Raw genomic sequence first — 22,835 nt, forward strand, 5'->3', positions numbered from 1 at the left:
TCCTCCTTTACGGTAGACTAATTTCTAATAAATAACTGAACACGTACCAACTGCTTCCTGAAACGACCAACGTTACAATGATGTTTAACATCCATTTCTTTTTTCCATTTAAGAAAAACATAATTGCAGCCAAGAAAATGACCGTGGACAAAAGGAAGCCGACTCTTTCAAAAATCAACGTGTACAACAAACAAAGCGCTAAAATAACACCTAACGTAAACAACGTTTCCTTTTTTAGTAACGCTTTCAAATCTTCATTTTCTTTACCGAAATAATGGCGTGTCTTGATTAAATCAATCACTGAAAAAAGAAATAAACCTATGCTCACGACCAGCGGGAAATACATCGGTCCGTATGGATTGCCGAGTTGCGCATGGGGCAATTGTAAAGTAAGTATTGCGAGCACTAAACTAACTACGATAAAAAATATTGGCAATGATAGCCGAACGGCATTCATGGCGACTCCTCTCTACGGGGATAATCCCGCCTGTTCAATGATCTCTGCAAAAAAGTCCTGCTGTTCTTCAAAAAACTGACCAGTCTCACCACTGCTCATATAAAAATCTTCAAGATCGTAATTGTCCAAAACCGTCTGCCATTCATCGGTCTCTACCATGTTGCTTAACCACTCGTCCCATGCCTCCACTTCATGTTCTGGCATATCCGCTGGCCCCATGATGCCTCGCCAGTGTGGGAACACCATGTCGATCCCTTGTTCCTCCCATGTAGGAATATCCGGAAAACTTTCCAATCGTTCCGGCGACGTCACCGCTAAAATATCGATTTCGCCCACCTCATACTGCTCAGAAAGGTCAGACATTGAATTACTCGTTACATCGATGTGCCCTCCAAGAAGCGCATTCATAATGTCGCCACCGCTGCTATAGACGAGAAATTGCAGTTCTGTCGGATCCACTCCGGACTCCACAGCTGCTTGTACAAATGCCAGATGATTCCCACTGCCAAGAGACGGACTAACACCAATCGTAAGTGATTGAGGGTCTTCTCTTAGCTGATCCATCAACTCAGTACCGTCAGAGAAGCCCGCATCACGATGTGTCGCTACAGCGAGCCACTCTGTTGAGAGCATCGCTAAAGGAGTGAAGTCTTCGTGAGTCAGATCACTTTGATCCAAGAGATTACCGGTAACGAGTAAGCTGGAGTTAACAGCGGCAAAATGTCCATCTTGTTGGTTTAAGTATTGCCATCCTACTTCTCCACCTCCGCCCGGTTTATTTACAACTGTAATGTCCTGGTCGACGGAACCATCGGCATTCATAGCCCGCTGTATTGACCTTGCCGTCATATCCCAGCCACCCCCAGGTGTTGCCGGTGCGATGATCTCAATGGCTTGTTCAGGAAAACTTTCAGGTGAAGAGCCTGAAGAATTCGAACAGGCTACTACAACTAGAAGTGCACTGCTCATCATCGCAATTTTTTTCCACATCGTATAAAACCTCCCCATCAAGTAAACGCTTTCAGTTCTCGATGATAATGAATATATCACCCGCAATAACTCGCTACAATATTTAGAATTTTTATTTCTTTTTGTCCTTTATGACCATCGCGATAGAAAATTAAAAAAACTTCAGCATGAATTCGCTGAAGTCCAGGTCGTCATGACGACGTAAGTACATACTTACGCTCAGGTCTTCCGATGACGCCGTAACTCAATTGCGTTTTTGCTTTGCCGGATGCCACCAAGTGTTCCAAATATCTTCGTGCCGTCGTTCGAGAGATGCCCTCTTTTCTACACGTCTCTTCAATCGTTAAGCCGTCAGATGCTCGGCTTAGTGCACCTGCCACTTTGTTCAATGTAATTGAGTCAATTCCTGTCGGCAGCACCTCTTCAGAGAATGCTTGACCCGTATGTGTTAAAAACCGCTTCGCATCACTCTCTGAGAACGTCGAAGGTTGTGCAAACCATGAGCGATGCTCTTTGTATTGTCGCAATGCGGCTTGAAATCTATTTTTCGTCACCGGTTTAACTAAGAAATCATAAACGCCATAGCGCTTTGCAACAAGCAAATCATCGCGGCGGTCAGACGCAGAAATGACGATTATGTCTATGTCCGGGTATTGATTTCGAATGTGCTTCATCAAATTCGTTCCTCTTTCATCCGGAAAGTAGATATCTAGTAGAATTAAGTCGACCGTATGCTCTTCCAAAGATGCGCGCAATTCTTTGCCGTTTAGTGCTTTTGCGGTCACATCAAACCCTTCCATTTCTTCCACATACGTTTCATGAATGCTTGAAACACGAAAATCATCTTCTGCTATAACCACATTCATCATTTCATCTTCCCTTCTGCTCTTTTTGGAATGATTAACGACACACTCGCTCCTCCAAGTTCAGAGTCTGCTATTTCTAGTGAACCATTGTAACGACTTAATTCTTTTTCAACATTAAAAAGACCATAGCCTCTTCCTTCACCCTTAACGGAGTACCCCTGTTTTAAGACATCAGATTTGTAATGATCCGGAATTCCCTTACCGCTGTCCTCAACATCAATGACAATATCATCACCTACATCCGTCATAAAGATCAATATTTTCTTTCGCTTTTCGTCAACGACTGCATCAATGGCGTTGTCGATCACATTGCCGAGCATCGTTGTCATTGAAGAAATGGGAATATGCGTAGGTTCTAAAGAAGAACTGTCCTCAATGATGATTGTAATATTTTTCTCTGATGCTTTCCCCATTCCCGCTAAAAGGATCGCTTGTATCCCAGAATCTTGAATTTTGTTAAGCTTTGGTAAAAAACTTTCCGTCACGACGGCTTCTTCCTCGATGAATCGAATCGCTTCCTCATACTGTTCAAGTTGCACTAAACTCATGATTACATACAGCTTGTTTTTAAACTCATGGGTTTGCGCCCGAAGACCGTCCGCGTAGCTTTTCATTTGATCAATGGTCTGCTGTAGCAACCTCATATCTGTTTTAGATCGAAAACTACAAATAGCACCCGTTAATTGCATATTTGTGTACATCGGTCGTAAGTTCGCAATCAGAGGGTGTCCTTTGAAAAAACGCTCCTCATCATATAAGTACGCTTCACCGTTGATCACATCCAACAGCCCCAAATCACGCACGAGTTTGTCTTCGTCATCATGATGTTGAATCAGCTTGCGTGCTGATGGATTGATCAATGTTACTTCTTGTTTCGTATTTATGGCAATAATCCCTTCTTTTACAGACTCAAGCATGGCTTCCCTTTCCGTAAATTTACTCGCAATCTCCGCCGGCTCAAGCCCAAACGTATCCTCACGAATGTTACGGGCCAACAAACTGATGCCCAACACTAAAACGATAAGACTTACAATCGCTACGAAACCAAGTCGCATAAATTTATCCGTAATTGAAGTCATCAAAATATCTCTTGGGTATTCGACCTTCACTGCACCGACCAAGCGCTCACCATTGAAATCCACTTGTTGATAGATAGGCGCAATAATTTGGATATGCAATTGGTCTGAATCGCTCTGGTAAGATCCATACATTAACGTTCGAGCGTATCTGGTTTCCGGTGCATCTTCACCACCGCTTGTTGCATTTGTTTTATGTAAATACTTACCATCAACATTCACGACAGAAACGAAGGGATGCTGAACTTGCAGACGAATACGCTCTATTTGCCCTTCAAGTTCGTCCGTTTTTTCATTAACCATGGCATCAGCAATTGCAGGCATAAAACTGATCGTATTCGCTGTTTGCCTTGCCAACTGCTCATACTCATCTCTCGTATTTTCAATTTCAAATGAAGCAAAAGCAATAACAAAGATTGTAAATAGGAATGACGACAGGACCGTTGAGAACACAAGCATCCGCGTTTTAATTTTCCATTTTTTCATCACTTGTCCCTCCTTCCCTTGCAAAATCACTGATTGCTTCGCTAAACAACTCGATTGGTACTCCCCTTTCTCACAGAAATTACTTTAAGCAATGGCTATGAAAAAGAGAAAAGAAGACATTCCACATCTTCAACTATCAGAATAATAGATCAGCTAAAATGCTAGATATAAGCCGATTCAAAGCCCTTGATTACGATGTATGGCTCATAAAACCAGAGAGTTGTTCACTCGTTGTAGAGACTTAGTCCCTTTTCTGCACTGTTGAACGAAAAGGTTAAACTGGGTTTTCTATCATTATTTATACTACTCTAATCTGCATGCACTAGTTTATCATATATATTTTGATGATTTGTTTCACTGCAAAACAAAAGCCGTTGCGTGGCGCAACGGCTTTTAAGTCATATAATTAAAACCCTTGGAGCGTCAATCCTGTTGTGAAAATCCCCATGATAACAAGAATAGCTATAATAATGACGAACGCAATCGCAATGATTGCCATAATTGAATTCCACAATAAATAACGTCCAAAATGAATGAGGATGTTATTCAACTCAGCAGGATTCCCACTGTCTCTCAATTGTTTTGCAGCACTACCACTCTGAAACAGAAATACACCGAGAACGACCGTTATAATTCCTGGGATTGCTCCTATTACAAAAGCAAACACGCCTGAAATCGCAGAAAATACTCCACTCACGATCAGGATTACTCCTAGCACTCGCCCCCATAGCGCAATTCTTGGCAAATGCGCGTCTACATCAACGTTCATCCAATTCCTCCTTTTGTACAATTCCTAGTAACATTCCCCTAATTATATGTATAAAGAAACTACTTTATTAAGAAATTTCATACAAAAAGCCTCCTTTTAAGTTTTCACGTATTACGTGTGAACTTAAAACGAAGCTAATTGTACACATCGTTATTTATGAAACTTCTTTTCAATCTCATTGAAATTCTCTTCAGTTTTTTCTGTAAAACGACGATCGATTTCATCGAAGCGTTTATTCGCATCATTCAATCGTTCGTCCATTCCTTTAAACCGTTCATTAAAGTCTGCTTGAAACCGTAACAATGATTTTCGTAGTTGCCTGAAGAAGGGGTCTTGATGAGGATACATCGTTATTCCTCCTTTTTCAGTACTATATGCTTTAATGAACTCGTTCGTTAAGCATCTTGTCGATGAAATTGCTTGAAGTAATTGAATGTATGAGGGTTCTGTAATGATCCTTCATTTACTGCTTGTTCATACTCGACACCCATCAATAACTTCTTAACAGGCACTTCGACTTTTTTTCCATTTAATGTACGTGGAACTTCTTCAATCACATAAATCTCATTAGGGACATGCCGTGGACTAACGTTTTGACGGATGCTCGTTATGATTTCTGTTTTTAATTCTTCACTCAAAACAAAGCCATCTTCTAACACAACGAATAAAGGCATGTATGGTTCTCGAGTCGGGTGGCTTATATCAACGATCAAACTATCTTTGATTGCTTCAAGACTTTCGACTGCTCGATAAATCTCACTCGAGCCCATTCGCACGCCGCCACGATTAATTGTTGAATCACTTCTTCCATAGATTTGACAGCGACCATCGTCTTTAAATTTAATTAAATCACCGTGTCGCCAAACCCCTTTATACTCATTAAAATAACTTTCATAGTATCGCTCGTTGTTCGGGTCATTCCAAAAATAGAGAGGCATGGAAGGCGTTGGCTTTTTTATGACTAGCTCACCAACCTCATCCACGAGTGAATTCCCTTCTTCATCCCACGCATCGACATCCACACCAAGTACGCGTCCTTGAATCTCTCCAGCATAGACCGGTTGAGTCGGGATCCCACCTACAATTGCTGAACAGATATCGGTACCGCCACTTACGGAGTTTAGCCATACCTTATCATGAACTGCTTCATACACCCATTGTGATCCTTCTGGAGGTAACGTTGCACCCGTAGAAGAAAATGCTTTAAGCGTTGAAAGATCTGCGATTTCTTTAGGCTGCATTCCATTTGCTCGGCAAGCCATAATGAATGGCGCACTCGTACCGTATGAAGTAATCCCTGCTTCTTCAATAAGCTTAAATGTCACATTCGCATCTGGGTATGCTGGACTACCGTCATAAAGGACGACTGTTCCGTTCATCATTAACCCACTTACGACCATGTTCCACATCATCCAACCGGTTGACGTATACCAGAACATAACGTCTTCCGATTTTAAGTCTTTGTGTAACACCATTGATTTCATATGTTCCAAGATAATGCCGCCATGACCTTGGACAATGGCTTTTGGTGGGCCTGTTGTGCCCGAAGAATATAAAATCCATAACGGATCGTCAAACCCTACGGACTCATATGGAATTGGAGACCCGTCTCGATAATCAGACAAGAAAGTAGACCATAAATTAAATTCAGCTGGAAGCGCATCTTGAAATACAGGAACGACGATGACATGTTCTAATGACGGAATTGACGTTTTAATTTCTTTTACGACGTCCAATCGGTCATACTTCTTACCATTATATCGGTAACCATCAACAGCAAAAATCACTTTCGGCTCAATCTGTATGAAACGATCAACGACCGTTCGTGCTCCGAAGTCTGGTGAACAACTCGACCAAATTGCTCCAATACTTGCTGTTGCAAGCATTGCAACCATCGCTTCAGGAATATTAGGCATATAACTTACGACTCGGTCGCCACGTTCAACCCCGAGTGCCTTTAAGCCATTTGCAACGGCTGATACGCGTGCGTACAACTCTCCCCAAACGATTTCTTCTTTGTGCCTTTTTTCTCCGTACGCTTTAACGGCAACATGATCAGGATTCATGTTCCGAAAAATGTATTCGGTATAGTTTACGTTTGCTCCTTGAAACCACGTCGTATGCATAAATCCTTTTGACGAATCCATAACGTGTTGATACGTCGCTTCAGGGTTCACTTCAAAGTAATGCCATAAGCTTTCCCAGAACGCTTCATGCTCAGTAACTGACCAGTTATGAAGTTCATGGTAATTTGCAAAAGAAAGACCATATTGCTTCGTAAGCCAATTCATGTAATCGCTTAAATTTGTTTGTTCAATCGCTTCTTTACTCGGGGTATGTAACAACGTCCCTTCTTGCACACTCATCCATTTCTCCTCCTCTTCGTCTACTCCTCCTTTATGTAATTAGTGATTTCTGCCAATTTCTCCTGCTATCTAGCAATCCTTTCTAATTATCATTACAATAAGAGGATAAGTTTTACGTTTTTTTCCATTCGGAGCATATAAAGGAGTAGATGATCATTCGGAAATTCATTTCATTTGTACTATCTGGTGTTTTACTCGTATCGCTGTTCAAACCTTCGCCCGTCCATGCACAATCTGAAGCTCACGTAGACGCTCATGTTACAGGAACAGGTGGTGCTGTTGCCTCTGAAGACGTTCATGCGTCGAAAGCCGGCATGACCATACTAGATCAAGGTGGAAATGCAATCGATGCTGCTATTGCCGTTGCAGCTGCTCAAGGCGTGACACGGCCCTACTCTGGCGGTATCGGTGGCGGTGGCATGATGCTCATCTACCTCGCTGAAGAAGACCGACATATTACGATCGATGCACGATCGGTCACGCCGGCTTCATTTAACGATGAGTCCTACATTGATCCTACGACCGGTTCAATCTACCCTGCAGCAATGAGAACCTCAAGTGGTACGAGCGTATCGGTCCCAGGTACGATCAAAAATTGGGAAGTTGCCCTCGAGCAATATGGAACGATGAGTTTTGAAGACGTATTACAACCAGCCATTCAAGTTGCAGAAAACGGCTTTATTGCCGATCACAACTTTGTACGAGAAACCAATCAACATCAAGATCGCTTTAACTTGTTTTCGTCAACGGTTGCAATCTACGACCAGCCTCGAGTCGGTGAACGCATTAAAAACCCTGATCTTGCTCATACATATCGCTTGATTGCAAATGAGGGTGCCGATGTTTTTTATGAAGGAGAAGTTGCTGAAGCAATGGTTCAAACGATTAATGAACCTCCGCTCGTTGCACATCCAGACTTTCGCGCGGTAAGTAGCAATTGGAACGCTGAACGAGGCATTCTTAAAGGCGATGTATCACTAAACGATTTCAAAGGCTATGAGGTCATCACAAGAGAAGCGACGCATTCTACCTATCGTGGCTATGACATCTACGGAATGCCACCGTCTTCAAGTGGCGGGATTACTGTTGGCTTGCTTTTTAACATTCTTGAAGGATACGATGTTCCGAATATGGGGCCTGTTGATGCATTGCATCATTACTTTGAAGCTTCCCGTGCCGCTTTTGCGGATCGACGAGCTTTCATTGGAGATCCTGCGTTTACAGATATTCCGGAAAACGAGCTTCTATCAATGTCGTATGCCGATCATCGTCGTTCCCTTATTGATTCAAGCATTGCACGCATCGGCCAAATTGCTCCTGGAAATCCACAGACTGAAGCAATGCCGCAGTTTCCTTATGATTTCCAAGATGTTAAAAACGGTCAAACGTGGCCGAGTGAGCATTTTCACCGAATTGATACTGGACCATCAAGCCATCCATTTGATGCAACGTTTACGGTGAACGATGAGCAAGGTCAAATGACACTTTCACCCCGTCAAGACGGCAGGGGCAGTTCTTACGGTCGAGCAGCAGTGACGATGGAATCACTTGCCGACCATGAGTTAACGATGCGCGTTTATGGGAAACCATCTTCTGGAGACCATAGGCTCCGAATTTGGCTTAATGCGGACGTATGGCAATCTGGCAGTACATTACCACTAAATGGATACGGCTTAGAGCTTAACTTCGGCACAAACCAACTTGCTCTACAATCTGTTGTCGATGGTCAGCTTCGAACGGTTGAACGAATCCCATTCACTTTTCAAGATGAATGGCATGACGTGACATTTAGAATTGAAAATGAACAGTTAAAAGTCGCCGTTTCTGCTGAAAACGAAGATCGCACCAATCAGTGGTTAGCCGTTCATTCTTTAGATTCTTCAAACCAGACGTCGTTAGACAAAGGCAACGTTTTATTGAGCATGATCAACTTCGATCATCATCATGCCCAAACATTGTATGTCGATCATATTGATGTAACACCAATCAACGAAGCACGTCAGATGAGCATTCAAGAAGACGTGCAACAAAAAGCCATCTCACCTGCAGAAAAAGCAATCATTGAAGAACCAGAGGAATTTGAGCACTTAGAAGATGATGCTGATGAATCAACCATTCACTTATCGGTCAGTGATGATGAGGGAAATATCGTCAGTTACACGTCCACAATTGTCTCGATCGGCGGCAACGGCATGGTCGTTCCTGGCTATGGTTTTCTATTAAATAACGCGGTTTATAGCCGGATTCCAACTGAATCTCCTGATCATCCGAATTACCCGAGACCTGGTATGCGCTCATTAAGCAGCATGTCACCTACCATCGTAATGGAAGAAGACCGTCCGGTACTTACGATCGGTGCACCGGGAAGTGACACGATCATTACGACCGTCTCACAAATTATGATGCACATGCTCGATTTTAATCGTTCATTTCCAGAAGCAATCACTGAGCCACGCTTCTCGCAACGGAACAATTTTGATTCTGCAACAGAATACGAAGGTCGTTATGTGAATAACGAATCCCTTGCTCAGATTGCAGAACTCGAGACACGTGGCCATCGTTTCTTAGCAAATCAAGCCGTTCAAGGAATCGGAGCGGTTACTGGTATTGAATTTCATGAAAACGGTCAAGTGACACCAACGACAGAACCTGAGCGCCGCGGCGGAGGAAGTGCAATGGTTCAACACGCTACATTGTCATTTAGCGACGTTCATGAGAACACGTTCGGGTATAATTCAATTATGAGAATGGCTGGACTACATGTGATTACTGGTTATACAGACGGTACATTTCGACCTAGTCAACCAATCAACCGTGGTCAAAGCGCTCGCATTTTAACGAATGCACTTGAACTACCAGTACCTGAGAACGTAGACAGCACACCATTTGTAGACACGCCACCGGGTCACACGTATGCCGACGTTGCTGCTGCCGTTTATGAAGCAGGCATTATGATTGGCTCGAATAACAGCCAATATTTCAAAGGCGGCGATTATTTGACTCGCCAGCAAATGGCCTCCATTCTCGTCCGAGGATTAGAGCTCGAGAATACTGGGCAAGCCGTCACGATCGTTGATCTCGATCAGACGTATGATGCGCATAGAGAAAACGTGGAGATTCTTACTCAGCACGGCATTACGATTACTGAAGACAATCGTTTTCGTCCGAATGAGAATGTCTCACGTGCACAGCTAGTCGTCTTTTTAGATCGCGCACTCGACTAATCCAATCTAAAAAACGCCTCGTACGAGTGAAGTACGGGGCGTTTTTACGTAAAAATCCGGTTCAATTCTTCAATTGATGAAACGATATAATTCGGCTGACATTCCTCGCTAATCGTTTGAGTTCCTGTTTCTTTCTCATATTTCTCTTTAATCAATGGTTGTGCAAGCTGTATCCGTTCACTCATGGTTGCTCGTTTTATCCATTCCGGGAACGTATGGCGGATCCAAATGGATGGGATTTCTTCTTGGTTAGCCATCACTACATCATGATCAATGCGATCCCCTACATGACCGACAACCGTGCCATGAGCATACACCGCCTGCAAAATCTGTGGATCTGGCTTTGCGCACCCTGCTTCTTCTGGCGTCACAATCTGATCAAACAGTGGCGCAAGACCTAGTCGTTCCATAACTGGAAATTGATATTTATAAAAACCATTCGTTAACGCCACGAGACGGTAGCCTTTCTTCCTAAGCGTCATTAAGGCCGAAATGCTTCCTGCCTCAAGAAGGTACGAGTCAGGCGGTGCAGCGTGCTTTTTTACAAGTTGCTCCACAGACAACGTATGCACACAATTCGATTTAATCAAAAACTCCGTTACGATCAGGTCCCAATCATAGGCTTTAGTTGTTTCACCTTGTTTCATATAGTCGTTGTGCATCGCAACAATTTCGGAAATAATCGGTCGCTGATCGTTTAAAACGTCCTGCAACTCTTTCTCAATCGCTGGAAACACAAACTTCACGAACGGATTTTGCATAAGCGTACCGTCTAAATCAAACGTAATGATGTTCGTCATCGTCTCACACCTTTTTACTTACTTTGCGTTTACTATACTAGTGTACGTGAATACGATAAAGTATGTTAAATTATATGACTAGTTCGTTGCAGTCCATAGATTATATGCAGATAATATTACATAACAATATGATAGAATTTTACAAAAACAGAGGTGATCTATATGCATTATAAGCCAGAAGCAAATTATGAAGAAGCAGGATTTACAGGAATACGTACATTTATGCATTTACCCCACGTCAAAACAATGGACCACATCGATTATGCAATTATGGGACATGCGTTTGATACTGGAGTCACAAGTGCACCAGGTGCAAGGTTCGGTCCAGAAGCCATTAGGAGTCGTTCGATGAGAATCAGTTCCTATGATGCTGCTTTTGATGTTGAAGTCTTTGAAGACTTATCTGGTGTTGATTATGGTGACTTATCCATTACTCCTGGATTCATTGAAGAAAATTACGAGCAAGTCGAGGAGCAACTCGTACCGTTTTTCTCCAAAAAAATCGTTCCGATCATTCTAGGTGGAGACCATTCCGTGTCCCTCCCACATTTACGTGCAGCGGCAAAGGCATACGGACCTGTAAGTTTACTACACTTTGATGCTCACAGTGATACGTGGGACAGCTCCTTTCAAGGAAAGAAATATACACATGCAACGATGTTCCGTCGTGCCGTTGAAGAAGGAATTGTGAATACAGAAACGTCCATTCAAATTGGGATGCGCCAATATTCGAAGCAACATTTAATTGAAAATCGTGAACTTGGATATGAAGTGATTACAGCTTTAGACTTCCGTGAAATGGGCATTAAAGAAGTCATTAAACGTGCCAATCAACGAATTGGTAACACGCCAACTTTTTTGACATTTGATATTGATTTTCTCGATCCTACATACGCACCAGGCACAGGGACACCTGAAGTTGGTGGGTTTACGAACACTGAAGCGTTTGAACTACTTCGTGGTGTTGCCGGTGGGAACTTCATTGGTTTTGACCTCGTTGAAGTCCTACCTGATCGCGATCCAGCAGGAACCACTGCACTTAATGCAGCACACGTTGCTTCTAAATTTCTAGCATTACTCGCCTACAATAAAAAGCATAGCATTGTTCACAGCAACGAACTTACTCACTCAAAAATTTAAAAACAAGGAGAACATCCCATGAAAAAAACCTTGGCTTTTCCTCTTATTGCAGTACTAACATTAATGACTGCTTGTAACAACTCGGATGAACCGAGTGCAACTGGTGAAGCGGCAAACGATTCGTCAGGAGATCTGGCACCAATGAGTGTCGGTATGGTTACTTGGATTGGCTACTCTGGATTATGGGTCGCTGATGAGCAAGGTTTTTTTGAGGAAGAAGGACTTGAAGTAGAATTCAATACAATTGAAGACTCTACGCAAATCAGGAATACATTAGCATCTGGGCAACTAGACGGGATCGCGACGACAATGGACAGTGCAGCAAGATACGCCGATGACATTCCAATGCAAGTCGTGCTTGGTCTTGATAAATCAACTGGTGCCGATGGGATTATAGTAAGTAACGACATCCAATCTGTCGATGACTTAGCTGGAAGAGACGTCGCTGTTGAATTTGGGAACGTTAGTGAATGGTTTCTTGCCCAAGTACTCCAAGACCATGACATGTCATTAGACGATATTAATCCTGTTGAAATGACGTCTTCTGATGCTGGAGCAGCATTTGCATCTGGAAACATTGACGCTGCAGTCACTTGGGAACCATGGCTAAGTCAAGCAGACGCATCTGATGATGGACAACTGCTTACGAGCACCGCTGATTATCCAAGCATCATCGTTGACGTTTTTGGTTTCCATGATGATTACATTGCTGAACACCCTGAATCGATTTCTGCATTCATCACAGCTTACGATAAAGGAATAGAATTTATAAACACGAACCCCGATGAAGCTCATGATATTATCGGCTCTAAAACGAACTTATCTGCCGAGGAAGCTGCTGAGCAACTACAAGACATTACGTTAATGAGCGCTTCGGATAGTGTTGAATTCTTTGAAAACGATGCAACAGATGTCATTGAGAGCGCTGCTGATTTTTGGTATGAACAAGGAGAAACGAGCGAACGGTTAGATGTGACGAACAAGATTGATCCTGAATTCGTTCAACAACTTACCGAATAAAAGGGAGTGACCTTCATGCAAAAAAGCACTGTCGAGAATCGTTCGCTTCCTCATGAAAGCCAAGTCGTTCATAAACCGAAAAATAACCTACTAAAAAGGTATCTCACACCTAAAGAACCGATTCACAAAAGAGAAAAGAACACACTCGGGGCACTTCCTTTTCTTCTAATTCTTGGTTTATGGTCTCTTGTAACTTATACAGGTCTTGTTGATGAGCTTTTCCTTCCTACTCCAACAGGAGTCATCACTTCCCTTTATGAGATGACGGTACATCAAGGGTTTCTTATGGACGTATGGACGAGCGTGTATCGCATTATGCTCGGTTACTTTTTAGCAGCACTTGTAGCGATTCCACTCGGAATTTTCATGGGATCTTATCCTTCATTTCGTAGTTTTTTCGAGCCAATCACTGGCGTTATGAGGTACTTACCAGTTACAGCGTTAATTCCATTGTTTATATTGTGGCTTGGAATTGGCGAAACGCAAAAACTTGCAGTTATCTTTTTCGGAACGTTCTTCCCTTTAGTCTTCATGGTCATGGACGTAAGTTCAAATGTTTCAAAAGACTTACTCCACGTCTCTTATACGTTAGGTGCGAAAAGAAAGACCGTATTCACTAAAGTATTAATCCCTGCCTCGATGCCTGGAGTCATGGATAGCCTACGTACCGTTTTAGGTTGGTCTTGGACATATCTCGTCGTCGCAGAGCTCGTTGCTGCTCAAGCAGGGATCGGTAATGTCATTATGACGGCACAACGCTTTATGAATACGGAACAAATTATTGCCGGTGTGTTAGTTATCGGTGCACTTGGTTTTTTCAGTGACAGAATATTTATGCTTTTATACCGCAAATTCTTTCCTTATATGTCGACAAGATAACGAAAGGAGCTTTTGTCATGATCACTATTGAACATCTCGAGAAGACGTTTGAAACCCCAAAAGGGAACGTTACTGCGCTTGAAGATGTAAACTTAAGCATCGACCACGGCCAATTTACTTGTATTGTCGGCGCTTCTGGTTGTGGGAAATCTACACTTCTCAAAATCATCGGCGGTCTTGAACCACCTACTGTCGGTACTGTTTCTGTTGATCAAAAAATCAACCCCGAACCTGGACAAGATCGAGGCATGATGTTTCAAAGCTACACGCTTTATCATTGGTTAACCGTAACAGAAAACATCGAGTTCGGTCCGAAGCTAAACGGTGTTAATGTTGCTGAACGCAAGAGCATAGTTGATCATCTTATTCGTTCTATTGGTCTTACGAAATTTAAAGACCTGTACCCTTCTTCTCTTTCTGGCGGGATGCAACAACGTGTGGCACTTGCAAGGATGCTCGCAAATGATCCTTCGATCCTTCTTATGGACGAACCTTTCGGAGCGTTAGATGCCCAAACACGTGCCATGATGCAAAATCTTCTTCTTAAGCTGTGGGAAGAGAATCATAAGACCGTCCTCTTTGTTACACATGATATTGACGAAGCCATCTTACTTGGTGATGTCATTTACGTCATGTCCTCGCACCCTGGTAAGGTAAAAAAACGTATCACAGTTGATATTCCACGCCCGAGAGCCGATCAAATTTTCTCAAATCGAACATTTGGGGATCTAAAAGCTGAAATTACAGAACTACTATTTGATGAAAACGAGAAGAATATGAATTTAGCATAAACTTGTGGAAAGCCAGTCAGACAATCAAAAAACGTCTGCCTCCACGAATATAGAAGTATCAAAAAGATGAACTGGTTGTATTGCTTTTTCAGAGAGTATATGTATTAAAATGTGACTTTCGCTGTAGACCATCGTGCGAAGCACTAAGCGCGGGCAACGCTACGGCAAGCGTAGCCACAAAAGCCGCTTTACTCATTGTAAGTACGATTAAGTTTCTCAACAGGTAGACTGGTGGAAAGCCAGTCTTTTTTTTGTGATGAGAATGCAAAATCAAAATCCCAGTAATTATATAGGAGTAATCTATTTACAAGCCTATCTCCGTCCTATACAATTAAACTCATTGAATTGTAGAGACTGAGGTGAAGGGCTTGTCGTTATCTACTCGTATTTTTATTGCACTGTTTGCTGGAATTGTGTTTGGTGGGTTGTTGAATTTGCTCGCACCAGGCTGGATTGCACCGCTTGATGAGTATGTACTCTCGCCAGTTGGGGAGATCTTTCTACGAGCGATTCAACTCATTGTCGTGCCACTCGTGTTTGTCGCGCTCGTCATCGGTGTTACGCAGTTAAAAGGATCGGGACACATTGCAAGATACACAACAAAGCTGATGAGTTTTTATGTCGTTACGTCTGCATTTGCTATTGTGATCGGAATTCTCGTCGCGATTACGATCCGGCCTGGTGATAGTGCAGAACCGATTAGTTCAGGTGACGCTGATGCGAATGAAGGGCAACCGCTTATGGAGTGGCTCGTAAGCATTGTCCCGAGTAATCCATTCGAATCTCTCGCGTCCGGAAATCTATTACAAGTAATCATTATCGCAGCGCTCGTCGGTACAGCGATTAATTTATTGCAAGATGAACAAACGAAACCATTTATGAATTTCATCGAGAGCACGTATGAAATTGTCCAGAAGATTCTCGGGCTCGTCTTAATCATCGCTCCAATTGGTGTATTCAGCTTAATTGCTTCGATGGTTGCGACGCAAGGGTTTGGAATCCTTGCTAACTTAGCGGTGTACATTCTTGGGTTAATCGCAGCAATCTTTATCATGATTGCATTGTATGCTCTCCTTTTATCTGTAACACGTGCAAATCCGAAAGCATTTTTTAAAGGCTTTATGCCTGCATTTACATTAGCATTTGGTACCGCAAGCTCAAATGCAGCATTACCGGTTGCAATGGACGGTGCTAAAAAAGCAGGCTTGGATGAGCAGATTTCTAGATTTGCGATTCCATTTGGAACGGCACTTAAGCGTGATGGGGCAGGGATTCTTCAAGGATTCAACGCCATTTTTGTTGCCCAATTGTTCGGTGTCGAGTTAACCTTCACGCTCGTTCTAACGATTTTCGTGAGTGCTTTGCTCGTATCGTTTAGTACTGCTGGTGTTCCAGGGGCAGGAATTATTATGATGACCACCGTCTTAACTGCAGCTGGTCTTCCATTAGAAGGAATTGCGATCGTTGCAGGGATTGACCGTATTACTGAAGGATTTAGAACGATGCTTAACGTACTAGGAAATGCAGCAAACGCGACACTTCTGCAACGCTCTGAAGATCATAGACTCGCAAAAAAAGGATGATACGCTCATCCTTTTTTAGTTTGACTGAAATTTCTGCCGCATCGTTCGACATTTCGTTGTACGATAAGAAGGTAGACACCACGAGCTAGATTAGTTGGAGGCGGAACAGATGCTTGCGATACTTCTCTTCACGTTAATAGGTATTTTCATTGGAGTCATGTCTAGTCTCTTTGGTTTTGGCGGAGGCTTTATCGTTGTTCCGATTCTTTATGCGTTCTTACCAGAATCCATTCCCCATGCGTACCTCATGCACACAGCGATCGGTACGTCACTCGCCGTGATGATTGTGAATTCGTTTAACTCCACGCTAAATCACGCCAAACAAGGCAATGTGCATTGGCCGGTATTTCATTATTTGGTAATCTTTATTGCAATCGGTTCACTATTCGGAGCAGTCGCTGCTAGTTTCATTGAAAGTGAGTGGCTTCGCTATGCCTTTATCGGTTTCTTGCTTTATGTAATCGTCTCGAACATCATCAAAAAAACGTTCACCACAGCGATTACCGACAGTCACTTCCGCTTCCCAAAACGCCGCTATGCGGGGGCAAATGGCGTCTGTATCGGTTGGATCTCTTCAATGCTCGGCATTGGAGGTAGTGTGATGACCATTCCCTATTTACGAAAACGAGGTCTTAACATGCTCCATGCGGTTGCGTTAGCAACACCACTTGGCTTGCCGATTGCCATTGTTGGAACGACTACCTATATGATTCTCGGTGCAAACGTATCAGGTATGCCAGCATCCACACTTGGATTCATTTACATACCCGCATTGATTGGTTTTACAATTGGTGGGTTTGCAGGCGTCCCGATTGGTAGGCGTATTGCTCAAGTGTTACCGGACAAGATCTTTTCAAAAGCCTACTTGGTTCTCTTAGCAATTGTTGTCATCTTTATGATTATTGGTTAATTCGTACTCGAGGACTAGAACCAACCGTTATAACCTTTCAACTTGCCAAAGTCTTTTGTTGAGAACAGAGCTCAATCTTTCATCAACTTCAACCTACCCATCGTATAAAACATATAAAAAACACCCGAAACTGGAACGTTTCGGATGCGCCTGCCTTATACTGATGTTTCTTCTTCAATCAATACTCGACGTAGGATTTTCCCTACTTTTGATTTTGGCAATTCTTCTCTAAATTCGATTTGAGAAGGAATTTTGAATTTCGCAAGTCGTTCTTTACTGTACGCAATAAAGTCTTCTTCGGTATCTTTGGAAGCGTCTTTCTTCACGATAAATGCTTTAACCGTTTCGCCTCGGTACGCATCTGGAATACCACAGACGACAACTTCCGTAACGTTTGGATGCTCATAGAGCACTTCTTCAATCTCTCTTGGGTAAATGTTGTAGCCGCTCGCAATGATGACATCTTTCTTACGACTAACGATAAAGCAATACCCATCTTCATCCATGTACGCAACATCACCAGTGTACAGCCAACCATCACGGAGAGCTTCTTCGGTTTCATCATCTCGTTTATAATACCCTTCCATTACTTGAGCACCTTTAACGATCAGTTCACCCGGTTCATTCGGCTTGCACTCCGTTAACCCTTCTTCTAAATCGACGATTTTACAATCGGTACCATAAATCGGAATGCCGATACTACCAGGCTTCGATTCACCTGTGATCGGGTTACAGTGGGTAACTGGAGATGCTTCAGTTAACCCATAAGCATCCAGTAGATTCGCTCCTGTTAACTCGCAAAAGCGATCGCGAACTGCCGTTGGAAGTGGCGCTGAACCACTTAGACACGTATGAATAGCAGAAAGGTCATATTGTTCGATATTTTTAGCAGAATTAACCGCTACATAGATTGTTGGCGTTCCAGGTAGCATCGTAATCTTTTCATTGTGTAAAAGTTCCAAAATACTATTCGGTTCAAACCGCTCAACGAGGTACAACGTCGACTGTAAGTAGATGCAATAGTTCATTGACACAGTCATGCCGTAAACGTGGAACAACGGCAATACATTTAATAGCTTTTCCTTTTGCTTCTCTGTTTGCAAACCAACGAACTCATCGGTCTGAATGACGTTTGCTGCTAAGTTATAATGTGTAAGCTTTGCACCTTTTGATACACCTGTCGTTCCACCCGTATATTGCAACACCGCTAAGTCTTCTTTCGGCTTAATGGCTACTGGCTCAAAGTCTTCACTACCTAAATTAATTAGTTTCTTTAACGTATCGTACTTCGGATGGTCATCTGCTCTTGCAACGATAATCTTCGAAACAATGTCTGAGATGCCTTCTAATCCGTCAAGTAGCGACTTCTCAATGATTAATAGTTCAGAACCTGAATCGGTAAGTTGATAGCCGAGCTCACGCTCTTTATACATTGGATTGTTTTGAACGACAACACCACCCGCATAAAGAATCGCAAAGTAAGAGAACACGTAGTCCGGTGAGTTGTTCATCATTAACGCAACCCGAGTGCCCTTTTTGACACCTTGGTCTTGTAGTGAACTCGCTACTCGACGAACAATTTGTCCAAACTCTTTGTATGTGTACGATTCATTTTCAAATACGATTGCACGATGATCTGGCGAGGCTTTAATTGTATCTTCAAGAAAATCAACGACCGTTGTTTCTTGAATCTCAACGTCTACGTTACGCTCTACTCCTTCTGGGTACGACGAAAACCATCTTCTTTCCATTCCAATCACCCTTCCAAATGGATTATAGTGCTTCTACAATGATCGTGACACCTTGTCCGCCACCGACACAAAGGCTCGCTAAACCGTGTTGCTTTTGTTGTTTTTGTAGTTCATGTAATAGTGTGACAACAATTCTAGCTCCTGAACATCCGACAGGGTGCCCTAGTGCAATCGCGCCCCCATTTACGTTAATCTTACTCTCATCAACGTTCAACTCTCGATTTACAGCGATCACCTGTGAAGCAAACGCCTCATTAAATTCAAACAGATCAATATCGTCTAATGACATGCCTGCTCGCTCTAGCGCCTTCTTAGTCGCAGGAACAGGACCAATGCCCATAATTGAAGGATCAACTGCAGCACTTGCATAACTTTTAATTTTGGCTACAGGCTTTAAGTTGTATTGATCAACCGCAGCTTTCGATGCAAGGAACGTAAACGCTGCCCCGTCATTTAATCCGGAGGCATTTCCTGCTGTTACGGTACCATCCTTTTCAAAGACTGACGATAGTTTCCCAAGCTTCTCAACACTTGTTTGACGAGGACCCTCATCAGTATCAAATGTAATCGTTTCACGGCGTGACTTGACCGATAATGGTACGATTTCCTCTTTGAAGCGTTCGTTTTCGATTGCTTTTAATGCTTTGACCTGACTTTGATATGCAAACTCATCTTGTTCTTCACGTGAAATGTTGTATTGACGTACTAAATTCTCTGCCGTCACACCCATATGATAGTTCTGAATGGCACAGTGCAACCCGTCATGAGTAAGACTATCAACGAGCTTTGCATCCCCCATCTTCTGTCCTTCACGACTTCCCATCAAAAGGCGAGGAACATTTGTCATGCTTTCAGCACCACCAGCAAGAATTAGGTTGCTCTCACCTGCTCCGATTTGCATCGCTCCAAGTGTGATTGCTCGTAAACCTGACGCACATTGTTTGTCGATCGTCATCGCAGGTGTTTCTTCAGAAAGACCCGCATGGATGCCGATTTGCCGTGCTGGATTGCCTTTCACCCCTGCTTTAAATACATTCCCAACGATCACTTCGTCGATGACGTCTTTTGGAAGCTTCGTTTTCTCCATCATTTCAGAGACGAGTGGAACGGCAAGATCAACGGTTGAGAGTCCTTTTAAGCTACCGATGAATGTCCCAATTGCTGTTCGTTTTGCCTCAACCAAATAAACCTCATTCATAATACCGCTCCTCTTACAGATTGATTTACTAGAATAACAAAGTGATAAAACGCTTACATTTCAATGTTTAATGAATCTTCATTCATTTATACTATCACAAATTTTCCAATTTGTTAGCTACTTTCCATGAAAAAAAAAAGGAAGAACGCCACATCCATCCTAGCCATTATTCAGAATTAGTAAAATAAATACTTGATTTGGATACTATTCAAAAGTAAACTATTAACATCCATTAACGATGATTAATTACCTAGATTAATTTCAGACTTTTATAACACAATGAACATGCAATTCCGATATTAATTACAAATCTCTTTCGGTTGAATGGTTTAAGAATACTTATTATTCATAGAAATTAAATCAACGTCTCAAATTTATCGGGTACATTCAAGTCAATGGAACGAGGGGAACTAAGATTGAAGCACTTAAGGGGGACAGAGGATGGTTGAGATCACACAATTATTAAAAGATTGGCGGCTACATGTTATTGTGCTTGGAATTGTTCTCATTACTGAAGCAATCGGTATTATTGAACTTACGATTGGACCGGGAATGATCGTACTTCTACCGATGCTCTTTGCCATTGTATTTGGTCTTATTCTTTATTTCACACCCATTATTAAAGAGAAACAATCAAAAAATGCCGAACCAATTATTACGATTGCTGTTACGTTATTAATTGCAAAAATCGGTGTTACGATCGGTCCCGATCTAGGGAATGTCATTGCAGCAGGACCCGCGCTATTACTTCAAGAAATCGGAAACTTCGGAACGATTTTTCTCGCACTCCCAGTTGCCGTCTTACTGCTTGGTATGAAGCGTGAAAGTATTGGTATGACCCATAGTATTGGGCGGGAATCCAATCTTGGAATTATCTATGATAAATTTGGATTTGAATCTGCCGAGGGTCGTGGAGTCACAGCCATTTATGTATTCGGTACAGTGTTTGGAGCAATGTTCTATGGACTTATTTCTGGTTTCCTTGCCACATTCACGCCCCTTCACCCACTCTCGTTAGCAATGGCCGCAGGGGTCGGTAGTGGGAGTATGATGGCTGCTGCCTCTGGTTCTTTAATTGCGGCTTATCCTGAATTAGAAACGCAAATTATTGCATTTGCTGGTGCAAGTAATCTATTAACGTATGCGACTGGATTGTTTGTTAGTATATTCATCGCATTACCGATTACAGAAAAGCTTTATAAACTGTTCTGGAAGTGGCGAGGTGGGGAAAACCAATGAAAAATATTCAAGAATATTTCCTATTGATGCTCATCGTAGGTACGGTAGCACTAATCGGTAACTGGATTGGATACGATATCTTCTCCATTCAAGCCGTTCTTGGAATGCTCGTCTTAATCCTGATCGCGTCGCTTGGTCAGTTATTGAGTCAATTGATCCCAATGAAAATTCCGAGTGTCGTCTATGTGATCATTATTGGGATTATCTTATCCTTACCTAATCTTCCGTGGGGACCTTATGTTGTTGAGTGGACGAGCAATATCCAGTTACTTGCGATTGCCACCCCGATCCTAGCTTATGCAGGGATTGCCATCGGTCGTTCATGGACCGACTTTGTGAAAATGGGCTGGAAAGCCATGGTCGTTTGTCTTCTTGTTCTATTTGGAACGTTAATTGGTTCTGCAATCATTGCTGAAGTCGTTCTTCGTTTTCAAGGGATTATCTAACAAAAAAACCCATCACTTGCGTTGCACCGAAGACTCTACTTTAATGGTGCGACTCACTATGTGATGGGTTTTCTTATGCAAATCCGTTTAGTAGTCCTCGTCTTGTATGCAATACTCGTGGCTCGCTACGTAATATATGTTGACAATGCATTAATAAATCAGAATTATCTTTCAATAAAGCGGCTTTGCTTGTTCCGCAATGGCGCTCAACAATCGCATAGGCTTCTTTCATTCGATAACGGTCTTGCCCTACCCCGTGCGTGTCACTCGCAATAAAATGAGCGAGGTCATGTTTAATTAAATCGATTGCAAAACGCTTCACTCTTCTTCCAGAATATCCAAGCAGACTTGGGGCAGTAATTTGTGTCACAATGCCTTGTTGAACAAGCGTATAGAGCCAAGATGGATCTTTGCGTATGAGCGGGTGACGTTCAGGATGCGCAAGTACTGGCACAACTCCGTGACGTTGCAATTCACTTAATTCTTTCATCGCAAAGGAGGGAATGGTGTCTTGTGGCAAACTAATGAGTAAGTACTGTCCAGCGTCCGCTAACGTACAAAGTGCCCCCGTATTTAATCCATTCATCATGTCTTCATGAATCAAGACTTCCTGACCAGGAAAAATAAGAATTGGAATCCGCTCTTTCTTTGCTCGTAACCGCAATCGAAGGGTTGCATCGAGAATTTTCTCTCGGGGGTTGTGATAATTCTTGTACCCATGATGGGGAGTGACAATCACGTGCGTAACCCCATTTTGAGCCGCACGTGCAAGCGACGTTATGCTACGTTGAATGTATCGTGTTCCATCATCAATATGCGGAAGAACATGGCTATGTATATCGATCAAAAGACTCACTCCCATTCG

20 protein-coding genes are annotated in these 22,835 nt (G+C 42.7%); 9 read left to right on the forward strand and 11 right to left on the reverse strand.

All coding sequences use genetic code 11. From position 1 onward, the window contains the following. Positions 1-7 precede the first annotated feature (7 nt). The 7 genes from JOD17_RS09190 to JOD17_RS09220 all read right to left on the reverse strand — a co-directional run bounded on the left by JOD17_RS09190 (position 8) and on the right by JOD17_RS09220 (position 6,989). Positions 8-457, reverse strand: a complete 450-nt coding sequence (locus tag JOD17_RS09190) for a tripartite tricarboxylate transporter TctB family protein (RefSeq protein ID WP_204697217.1) — start codon at positions 455-457, stop codon at positions 8-10. A gap of 12 nt (positions 458-469) precedes the next feature. After that, a complete protein-coding gene (locus JOD17_RS09195) occupies positions 470-1,447 on the reverse strand; it encodes a tripartite tricarboxylate transporter substrate binding protein (protein WP_239575400.1) in 978 nt (325 codons plus the stop codon). Between the two features lie 170 nt (positions 1,448-1,617). After that, a complete protein-coding gene (locus JOD17_RS09200; protein ID WP_204697221.1) occupies positions 1,618-2,292 on the reverse strand; it encodes a response regulator in 675 nt (224 codons plus the stop codon). Next, the gene (locus tag JOD17_RS09205) at positions 2,292-3,854 is read right to left on the reverse strand and encodes an ATP-binding protein (RefSeq protein WP_204697223.1); all 1,563 of its coding nucleotides are present in this window, start codon (positions 3,852-3,854) and stop codon (positions 2,292-2,294) included. The genes JOD17_RS09200 and JOD17_RS09205 overlap by 1 nt, the downstream gene beginning before the upstream one ends. 406 nt (positions 3,855-4,260) lie before the next feature. Further along, positions 4,261-4,623, reverse strand: coding sequence for a DUF5362 family protein (locus JOD17_RS09210; protein WP_204697225.1), 363 nt, complete (start codon positions 4,621-4,623; stop codon positions 4,261-4,263). A gap of 150 nt (positions 4,624-4,773) precedes the next feature. Continuing rightward, positions 4,774-4,971: a hypothetical protein gene (locus tag JOD17_RS09215; RefSeq protein ID WP_204697227.1), complete on the reverse strand. Its 198-nt coding sequence runs from the start codon at positions 4,969-4,971 to the stop codon at positions 4,774-4,776. A gap of 47 nt (positions 4,972-5,018) precedes the next feature. After that, complete coding sequence (locus JOD17_RS09220) at positions 5,019-6,989, reverse strand: acetoacetate--CoA ligase (protein ID WP_204697228.1); 1,971 nt, start codon at positions 6,987-6,989, stop codon at positions 5,019-5,021. Positions 6,990-7,138: 149 nt separating this feature from the next. On the opposite strand from JOD17_RS09220, the gene JOD17_RS09225 reads away from it, so the two are divergent. Next, positions 7,139-10,213, forward strand: a complete 3,075-nt coding sequence (locus JOD17_RS09225) for a gamma-glutamyltransferase (protein WP_204697230.1) — start codon at positions 7,139-7,141, stop codon at positions 10,211-10,213. Positions 10,214-10,257: 44 nt separating this feature from the next. Here JOD17_RS09225 and JOD17_RS09230 read toward each other — a convergent pair whose 3' ends face one another. Beyond that, complete coding sequence (locus JOD17_RS09230; RefSeq protein ID WP_204697232.1) at positions 10,258-11,013, reverse strand: HAD family hydrolase; 756 nt, start codon at positions 11,011-11,013, stop codon at positions 10,258-10,260. A 162-nt stretch (positions 11,014-11,175) separates the two neighbouring features. Between JOD17_RS09230 and speB the strand changes: the two genes are divergently transcribed. From speB to JOD17_RS09260, 6 genes are all read left to right on the forward strand, one after another. After that, entirely contained in the window at positions 11,176-12,153 is a 978-nt protein-coding gene (gene speB / locus JOD17_RS09235; RefSeq protein ID WP_204697234.1) for an agmatinase, read from the forward strand. An 18-nt stretch (positions 12,154-12,171) separates the two neighbouring features. Continuing rightward, on the forward strand, positions 12,172-13,173 hold the full coding sequence (locus JOD17_RS09240; protein ID WP_204697236.1) for an ABC transporter substrate-binding protein: 1,002 nt from the start codon (positions 12,172-12,174) through the stop codon (positions 13,171-13,173). Positions 13,174-13,188: 15 nt separating this feature from the next. Next, positions 13,189-14,052, forward strand: a complete 864-nt coding sequence (locus JOD17_RS09245; protein ID WP_204697238.1) for an ABC transporter permease — start codon at positions 13,189-13,191, stop codon at positions 14,050-14,052. A 17-nt stretch (positions 14,053-14,069) separates the two neighbouring features. Further along, the gene (locus JOD17_RS09250) at positions 14,070-14,843 is read left to right on the forward strand and encodes an ABC transporter ATP-binding protein (protein ID WP_204697240.1); all 774 of its coding nucleotides are present in this window, start codon (positions 14,070-14,072) and stop codon (positions 14,841-14,843) included. A gap of 368 nt (positions 14,844-15,211) precedes the next feature. Then, positions 15,212-16,426 (forward strand): dicarboxylate/amino acid:cation symporter, encoded by a 1,215-nt coding sequence (locus JOD17_RS09255; protein WP_204697242.1) that lies wholly within the window; start codon positions 15,212-15,214, stop codon positions 16,424-16,426. A gap of 109 nt (positions 16,427-16,535) precedes the next feature. Then, a complete protein-coding gene (locus JOD17_RS09260) occupies positions 16,536-17,336 on the forward strand; it encodes a sulfite exporter TauE/SafE family protein (protein WP_204697244.1) in 801 nt (266 codons plus the stop codon). Positions 17,337-17,491: 155 nt separating this feature from the next. Here the strand turns inward: JOD17_RS09260 and JOD17_RS09265 are convergent, their stop codons facing one another. Together JOD17_RS09265 and JOD17_RS09270 are read right to left on the reverse strand one after the other, a co-directional pair. Beyond that, positions 17,492-19,087 carry a long-chain-fatty-acid--CoA ligase gene (locus tag JOD17_RS09265; protein ID WP_239575401.1) on the reverse strand — a complete coding sequence of 532 codons (1,596 nt, stop codon included), beginning with the start codon at positions 19,085-19,087 and terminating at the stop codon, positions 17,492-17,494. Between the two features lie 22 nt (positions 19,088-19,109). Continuing rightward, the gene (locus JOD17_RS09270) at positions 19,110-20,285 is read right to left on the reverse strand and encodes a thiolase family protein (RefSeq protein WP_204697246.1); all 1,176 of its coding nucleotides are present in this window, start codon (positions 20,283-20,285) and stop codon (positions 19,110-19,112) included. 441 nt (positions 20,286-20,726) lie between these two features. Between JOD17_RS09270 and JOD17_RS09275 the strand changes: the two genes are divergently transcribed. After that, on the forward strand, positions 20,727-21,524 hold the full coding sequence (locus JOD17_RS09275) for a DUF3100 domain-containing protein (RefSeq protein WP_204697248.1): 798 nt from the start codon (positions 20,727-20,729) through the stop codon (positions 21,522-21,524). Further along, positions 21,521-21,970 (forward strand): hypothetical protein, encoded by a 450-nt coding sequence (locus JOD17_RS09280; RefSeq protein WP_204697250.1) that lies wholly within the window; start codon positions 21,521-21,523, stop codon positions 21,968-21,970. Before JOD17_RS09275 ends, JOD17_RS09280 begins: the two co-directional genes overlap by 4 nt. Before the next feature lie 73 nt (positions 21,971-22,043). Here the strand turns inward: JOD17_RS09280 and JOD17_RS09285 are convergent, their stop codons facing one another. After that, positions 22,044-22,817 (reverse strand): tyrosine-protein phosphatase, encoded by a 774-nt coding sequence (locus tag JOD17_RS09285; protein ID WP_204697252.1) that lies wholly within the window; start codon positions 22,815-22,817, stop codon positions 22,044-22,046. Between the last annotated feature and the right edge of the window lie 18 nt (positions 22,818-22,835).

The sequence above is a fragment of the Geomicrobium sediminis genome, assembly GCF_016908595.1.
In the GTDB taxonomy this organism is placed as follows: Bacteria; Bacillota; Bacilli; order Bacillales; family Marinococcaceae; genus Geomicrobium_A; species Geomicrobium_A sediminis.

Coding starts and splice junctions, on each gene's coding strand:
- JOD17_RS09190 (WP_204697217.1), bottom strand. CDS start 457: ATGAATGCCGTTCGGCTATCATTGCCAATATTTTTTATCGTAGTTAGT.
- JOD17_RS09195 (WP_239575400.1), bottom strand. CDS start 1,447: ATGTGGAAAAAAATTGCGATGATGAGCAGTGCACTTCTAGTTGTAGTA.
- JOD17_RS09200 (WP_204697221.1), bottom strand. CDS start 2,292: ATGAATGTGGTTATAGCAGAAGATGATTTTCGTGTTTCAAGCATTCAT.
- JOD17_RS09205 (WP_204697223.1), bottom strand. CDS start 3,854: ATGAAAAAATGGAAAATTAAAACGCGGATGCTTGTGTTCTCAACGGTC.
- JOD17_RS09210 (WP_204697225.1), bottom strand. CDS start 4,623: ATGAACGTTGATGTAGACGCGCATTTGCCAAGAATTGCGCTATGGGGG.
- JOD17_RS09215 (WP_204697227.1), bottom strand. CDS start 4,971: ATGTATCCTCATCAAGACCCCTTCTTCAGGCAACTACGAAAATCATTG.
- JOD17_RS09220 (WP_204697228.1), bottom strand. CDS start 6,989: ATGAGTGTGCAAGAAGGGACGTTGTTACATACCCCGAGTAAAGAAGCG.
- JOD17_RS09225 (WP_204697230.1), top strand. CDS start 7,139: ATGATCATTCGGAAATTCATTTCATTTGTACTATCTGGTGTTTTACTC.
- JOD17_RS09230 (WP_204697232.1), bottom strand. CDS start 11,013: ATGACGAACATCATTACGTTTGATTTAGACGGTACGCTTATGCAAAAT.
- speB (WP_204697234.1), top strand. CDS start 11,176: ATGCATTATAAGCCAGAAGCAAATTATGAAGAAGCAGGATTTACAGGA.
- JOD17_RS09240 (WP_204697236.1), top strand. CDS start 12,172: ATGAAAAAAACCTTGGCTTTTCCTCTTATTGCAGTACTAACATTAATG.
- JOD17_RS09245 (WP_204697238.1), top strand. CDS start 13,189: ATGCAAAAAAGCACTGTCGAGAATCGTTCGCTTCCTCATGAAAGCCAA.
- JOD17_RS09250 (WP_204697240.1), top strand. CDS start 14,070: ATGATCACTATTGAACATCTCGAGAAGACGTTTGAAACCCCAAAAGGG.
- JOD17_RS09260 (WP_204697244.1), top strand. CDS start 16,536: ATGCTTGCGATACTTCTCTTCACGTTAATAGGTATTTTCATTGGAGTC.
- JOD17_RS09265 (WP_239575401.1), bottom strand. CDS start 19,087: ATGGAAAGAAGATGGTTTTCGTCGTACCCAGAAGGAGTAGAGCGTAAC.
- JOD17_RS09270 (WP_204697246.1), bottom strand. CDS start 20,285: ATGAATGAGGTTTATTTGGTTGAGGCAAAACGAACAGCAATTGGGACA.
- JOD17_RS09275 (WP_204697248.1), top strand. CDS start 20,727: ATGGTTGAGATCACACAATTATTAAAAGATTGGCGGCTACATGTTATT.
- JOD17_RS09280 (WP_204697250.1), top strand. CDS start 21,521: ATGAAAAATATTCAAGAATATTTCCTATTGATGCTCATCGTAGGTACG.